We start from the raw sequence: 5,222 nt of genomic DNA on the forward strand, positions 1-5,222 counted from the left end.
TTTCCGACTCTATCAGATCTTTTCGATCCGATTTTCCTCGATGCTTTCCAGGTTCACGCTTTCGCGCTCCCCTTTCCGGCGGCCCCGACTTTACCAGAACTTTTGAGCCGGTCCGACCGGCTGCCGTTCCGATGTGTCGGGAGGAGCTTCTTCACGATGACGTTGTCGTCGATCTTCAGAAGCGGATAGATGCTCACGGTCGCCCGTCTGGACCAGGGTCCATCTCCAGGCAACTGTTCGAATCTACCTCCGCTCCGAACCCGTGTCAACGGCTCCGGTGCGGCGAAGAGGAGAGTAGCAGCTCAGCGGGCGTTCACGCACATCAGGCGGCCGTCGGCACGGTGGCGCTCCGCTCGGCTGCCTCCACGTCCCCGGTCTCGCCGGCCCGAGCCGCACGGCCGCCCAGGACGAAGACATACGCGAGGAAGGCCAGCTCGGCGACGACTCCGATGCCGATGCGGGCCCAGGTGGGCAGGCCGGACGGGGTGACGAAGCCTTCGATGACGCCGGACACGAAGAGGACCAGGGCCAGGCCGATGGCCATGCCCAGCGCGGCTCGGCCCTCCTGGGCGAGGGCGGTGCGCCGGGGACGGGGACCGGGGTCGACGACCGTCCAGCCGAGGCGCAGTCCCGTACCGGCGGCGACGAAGACCGCCGTCAGTTCGAGCAGGCCGTGCGGCAGGATCAGGCCGAGGAACACGTCGAGCCGGCCGGCCGAGGACATCAGCCCGATGCCGACGCCGAGGTTGAGCATGTTCAAGAAGAGGATCCACAGGACGGGCAGTCCCAGGAAGATGCCCAGGGCCAGGCACATGGCGGCGGCCCGGGCGTTGTTGGTCCACACCTGGGCGGCGAAGGAGGCCGCGGGGTGGCTGGAGTAGTACGTCTCGTACTGACCGCCGGGCCGGGTGAGCTCCCGTAGCTCCTCGGGAGCCGCGATCGCGGCCTGCACCTCGGGGTGCGCGCCGATCCACCATCCCAGAAGTGCCGCGACGACCGTGGAGAGGACCGCGGTGGGCACCCACCAGTAGCGGGCCCGGTAGACCGCCGCGGGAAAGCCCTCCAGCAGGAAGCGGACGACGTCACGCCACGAGGCACGGCGGGTTCCCGTCACGGCGCTTCGCGCGCGTGCCACGCGCTGGCTGAGCCAGCCGGTCAGCTGGGGGTCCGGAGCACTGGACTGGATCAGGGAGAGATGGGTTGCCGCACGCTGGTAGAGGACGACGAGCTCGTCGACCTCCGCGCCGGTGAGGCGGCGGCGGTGGAGCAGGTCGTCGAGACGGTCCCATTCGGCTCGGTGGGCGGAGACGAAGACGTCCAGGTCCATCGGGGCTGCCTGCTCCTCGGCTGGTTGTTCGGCGACCGTCGGCTGTGCCGGTTCGCCGCGCTGCGGCGCGGTTGCCCTCAGCTTGGCAGACTGGCCGTTCCAGGGGCAGGCCAGGGGAAGGACGACAGGCGTGAGTGAGCTGGTGACGGGCGAGGCGGTGGCGCTGGAGCTGCGCCCTGCGAGGCTGCCCAGCAGGGCGCTGGCGGTACTGCTCGATCTTCTTGTGGCCGGGGCGGTCTACCTCATCGTGACCGTGGCGATGATCGCTGCCACGGCGTCCCTGGACGAGGCCGCGCGGATGGCGCTGTCGATCGCGACGTTCCTGCTCGTGCTGGTGGGGGGACCGATAGCCGTGGAGACGCTCAGCCACGGACGGTCGCTCGGGAAGATGGCCTGCGGACTGCGTGTGGTCAGGGACGACGGCGGGCCGATCCGGTTCCGGCACGCGCTGGTGCGCGGTGCGATCGGTGTGATCGAGATTCTGATGACCTTCGGGGTGATCGCGTGCATCGCCTCGCTGGTGTCGGCGCGCGGGCGTCGGCTGGGCGATGTGTTCGCGGGCACCCTGGTCGTGCGGGAGCGGATACCGGCCGCGCCGACGGCGTTCGTTCCTCCGCCGCCGCCCTGGCTGGCGGGGCGTTTCTCGGCGCTGGACCTGTCGGCGGTTCCCGATGGTCTGTGGCTGGCGATCCGGCAGTACCTGACGCGGATGCAGCAGCTGGATCCGCAGGTCGGCCAGGACATGGCGCAGCGGCTTGCCGCCGATCTCGCCTCCCGGACCGGGGCTCCGGTGCCGGTCGGGGTTCCGCCGGCCATGTATCTGGCGGCGGTGCTGCACGAGCGGCGGACCCGGGAGGCCCGGCGCGCGTTCGGGCAGGGCCCGGCGGCGGAGGGGGCCGTCGGCGGGAGCGGTGCTCCGTCCGGTGCGCCCGGCTTCTCCGTGCCGCAGTCGCCCTTCGCCCCGCCCGAGCCGTCCCCTGCATCGCCGCAGTCGGCCTCCGCACCGTCGCAGCCGTCCGCCGCGTCGCCGTCGTCGTATCCGGCCGGAGCGCGTTCCGGGTCCTCGGCGCACGGCAGCGGTGGTCATCCGGGGACTTCCGCATCCGGCACCGGGCGGACCGAGCCTCCGAGCACCGGGTTCGTGCCGCCGGCCTGAGCCGCCCGGTCCTCGCCGCCCCGTCCCCCTTTTCCCCGGGGTGCTCCGTCGCCCTCCGTCGTGCTCCCGTGCTCCGCCGCGTGCTGTCGTAGTCGTACGCCGTTGCGCCCGGTCGTCCTTCCCCGTGTTCAGGAGTCGAGCCTTGTGTTCAGGAGTCGAGGGCCGACGGCGGGGACTGGAGGTCCTCGAGCTCGATGCCGGGGGCGGCCAGGACCACGTCCCCGGTGATGTGCACGGTGTGCCGCTCGCCGGTGTCCAGGGCGGTGACCTGGTACTCGTCCACGATCAAAGGGCCGCTGTCAGTGGCGTGTGCTTCTCTTTCCACCAAGGTCCAGGACTGATCCACGGTGCGGGGGGCGAGGACCGGTTCCGTGAAGAGGACGAGGCGTACGCGGGCCGTGGCGGAGGGGGTGAGACGCAGAAGGCGGGCGGTGGCGACGAGGAACGCGGGGGACGTGCCGGCGAAGGCATGGGCACGCGCATTGCCCTCGGTGGCGTGGGCGCCGGTGGGATCGGTGCGGACCCAGGTGAGGCCGTCGAGGGCGCCGCCGCGCACCCGCCAGCTTCCCGTGTGGAGTTCGAGGCGGATGGGGCGGCCGAGGTGGTCGAGAGCGAGGTCGACGGAGCCGTGGTGGTCGCCCGAAGGCGTGGTCAGCCGGGAGAGGTAGCGCCAGCCGGAGGGGCCGGGGGCGCACTGGAAGTGTTCTTCCGCGTAGGGGGTGTGGTCGTGCGGGTCGTGGAGCGAATAACGGCCGCGGGGCATGGGGGTCCTGGGTTCTGAGGGGCTGGTCCGGTCGCCTCGGCGCTGCGGTCGGCGCAGTCGGCGCGGTCGGTGTGCGAGGGCCGCGGGCCCGGCGAAAGGGGCAGGCCCCCGCCACGGGGGTGCGGGGGCCTGCCTCGACGTTCCCGGCCGGCGCGCGGCTCGGGCCGGCGCCGGTGTCGGTGCCGGTCAGTAGCGGTAGTGGTCCGGCTTGTACGGGCCGTCGACGTCCACGCCGATGTACGCGGCCTGCTCGGGACGGAGCCGGGTCAGCTTCACACCGAGCGCGTCCAGGTGGAGGCGGGCGACCTTCTCGTCGAGGTGCTTGGGCAGCACGTAGACGCCGGTCGGGTACTGGTCGGGCTTGGTGAACAGCTCGATCTGGGCCAGGGTCTGGTCCGCGAAGGAGTTGGACATCACGAACGACGGGTGGCCGGTGGCGTTGCCCAGGTTCAGCAGGCGGCCCTCGGACAGCACGATGATCTTCTTGCCGTCCGGGAAGGTCCAGGCGTGGACCTGCGGCTTGATCTCCTCCTTGACGATGCCGGGGATCCGGGCGAGGCCGGCCATGTCGATCTCGTTGTCGAAGTGGCCGATGTTGCCGACGATCGCCTGGTGCTTCATCTTCGCCATGTCGGAGGCGCGGATGATGTCCCTGTTGCCGGTGGCGGTGATGAAGATGTCGGCCGTCTCGACGACCTCGTCCAGGGTGGTGACCTGGTAGCCGTCCATCGCCGCCTGCAGGGCGCAGATCGGGTCGATCTCGGTGATGATCACGCGGGCTCCCTGCCCGCGCAGGGCCTCCGCGCAGCCCTTGCCCACGTCGCCGTAGCCGCAGACGACGGCGGTCTTGCCGCCGATCAGGACGTCGGTGGCGCGGTTGATGCCGTCGACCAGGGAGTGCCGGCAGCCGTACTTGTTGTCGAACTTCGACTTGGTGACGGAGTCGTTGACGTTGATCGCCGGGAAGAGGAGGGTGCCCTCGCGCTGCATCTCGTACAGGCGGTGCACGCCGGTGGTGGTCTCCTCGGTGACGCCGCGGATCTCCGACGCCAGCTGGGTCCACTTCTGGGGGTTCTCGCTCAGGGTGCGGGTCAGCAGCTGGAGGATGACGCGGTGCTCCTCCGACTCGGCGGTGTCGGGCGAGGGGACCTTGCCGTCCTTCTCGTACTCGACGCCCTTGTGGACCAGGAGGGTGGCGTCACCGCCGTCGTCGAGGATCATGTTGGGGCCGCCGGTGGGGCTGTCCGGCCAGGTCAGGGCCTGCTCGGTGCACCACCAGTACTCCTCCAGCGTCTCGCCCTTCCAGGCGAAGACCGGGACGCCCTGCGGGTTGTCGGGGGTGCCGTTCGGGCCGACGGCGACAGCGGCGGCCGCGTGGTCCTGGGTGGAGAAGATGTTGCAGGAGGCCCAGCGGACCCGTGCGCCCAGGGCCACCAGGGTCTCGATCAGGACGGCGGTCTGCACGGTCATGTGCAGGGAGCCGGTGATGCGCGCGCCCTTCAGGGGCTGCGCGGCGGCGTACTCCTTGCGGATCGCCATCAGGCCGGGCATCTCGTGCTCGGCGAGGGTGATCTCCTTGCGGCCGAACTCGGCCAGGGACAGATCGGCGACCTTGAAGTCCTGTCGGCTGTCGGCAGTCGTCATGACGGGCTGCTCCTCGGGTTCGGGTCGAGGTGGGTACGGCTGATCCACGCGGCGGCGGGCACGAAGCGCCCGAAGAGGGCACAGGCATGCCCGCGTGCGCGCAGCGCAGTCCGTCGGAGGCCCTCTCTCCCTCGGCCGGTCCGCCGTCCGGACCGACCGACCGCCATCAGCAGCGACGTCTGGCTCCCTCCAAGCTACACCGGAGAGCCGGGCTGTCCCCAGTCCGCCTCCGTCCGTCCCCGGACACTTCGTCACTCTCCGGTGCCACGGGGCCGGACCGTGCGGGACGGGACGGCGGCCTCGGCCGGGCGGCGAGGGGGCGGCGGGCCTCG

At 71.0% G+C, this 5,222-nt stretch carries 5 protein-coding genes; 1 reads left to right on the top strand and 4 read right to left on the bottom strand.

What is annotated here, in order from left to right; genetic code table 11:
* Nucleotides 1-53 precede the first annotated feature (53 nt).
* A complete protein-coding gene (locus CCN35_RS28470) occupies nt 54-197 on the bottom strand; it encodes a hypothetical protein (RefSeq protein ID WP_158100426.1) in 144 nt (47 codons plus the stop codon).
* Nucleotides 198-322: 125 nt separating this feature from the next.
* Nucleotides 323-1,327, bottom strand: coding sequence for a stage II sporulation protein M (locus CCN35_RS22755; protein ID WP_067396695.1), 1,005 nt, complete (start codon nt 1,325-1,327; stop codon nt 323-325).
* Nucleotides 1,328-1,457: 130 nt separating this feature from the next.
* Between CCN35_RS22755 and CCN35_RS22760 the strand changes: the two genes are divergently transcribed.
* Nucleotides 1,458-2,483: an RDD family protein gene (locus CCN35_RS22760; protein ID WP_067396697.1), complete on the top strand. Its 1,026-nt coding sequence runs from the start codon at nt 1,458-1,460 to the stop codon at nt 2,481-2,483.
* Nucleotides 2,484-2,631: 148 nt separating this feature from the next.
* Here the strand turns inward: CCN35_RS22760 and CCN35_RS22765 are convergent, their stop codons facing one another.
* Together CCN35_RS22765 and ahcY are read right to left on the bottom strand one after the other, a co-directional pair.
* Nucleotides 2,632-3,246 (bottom strand): hypothetical protein, encoded by a 615-nt coding sequence (locus CCN35_RS22765; protein ID WP_067396699.1) that lies wholly within the window; start codon nt 3,244-3,246, stop codon nt 2,632-2,634.
* 186 nt (nt 3,247-3,432) lie between these two features.
* A complete protein-coding gene (ahcY, locus tag CCN35_RS22770; protein ID WP_067396701.1) occupies nt 3,433-4,890 on the bottom strand; it encodes an adenosylhomocysteinase in 1,458 nt (485 codons plus the stop codon).
* Nucleotides 4,891-5,222 lie beyond the last annotated feature (332 nt).

Origin of the sequence: Streptomyces thermovulgaris (assembly GCF_002155915.1) — a bacterium.
GTDB lineage: Bacteria > Actinomycetota > Actinomycetes > Streptomycetales > Streptomycetaceae > Streptomyces > Streptomyces thermovulgaris.

Coding starts and splice junctions, on each gene's coding strand:
- CCN35_RS22755 (WP_067396695.1), bottom strand. CDS start 1,327: ATGGACCTGGACGTCTTCGTCTCCGCCCACCGAGCCGAATGGGACCGT.
- CCN35_RS22765 (WP_067396699.1), bottom strand. CDS start 3,246: ATGCCCCGCGGCCGTTATTCGCTCCACGACCCGCACGACCACACCCCC.
- ahcY (WP_067396701.1), bottom strand. CDS start 4,890: ATGACGACTGCCGACAGCCGACAGGACTTCAAGGTCGCCGATCTGTCC.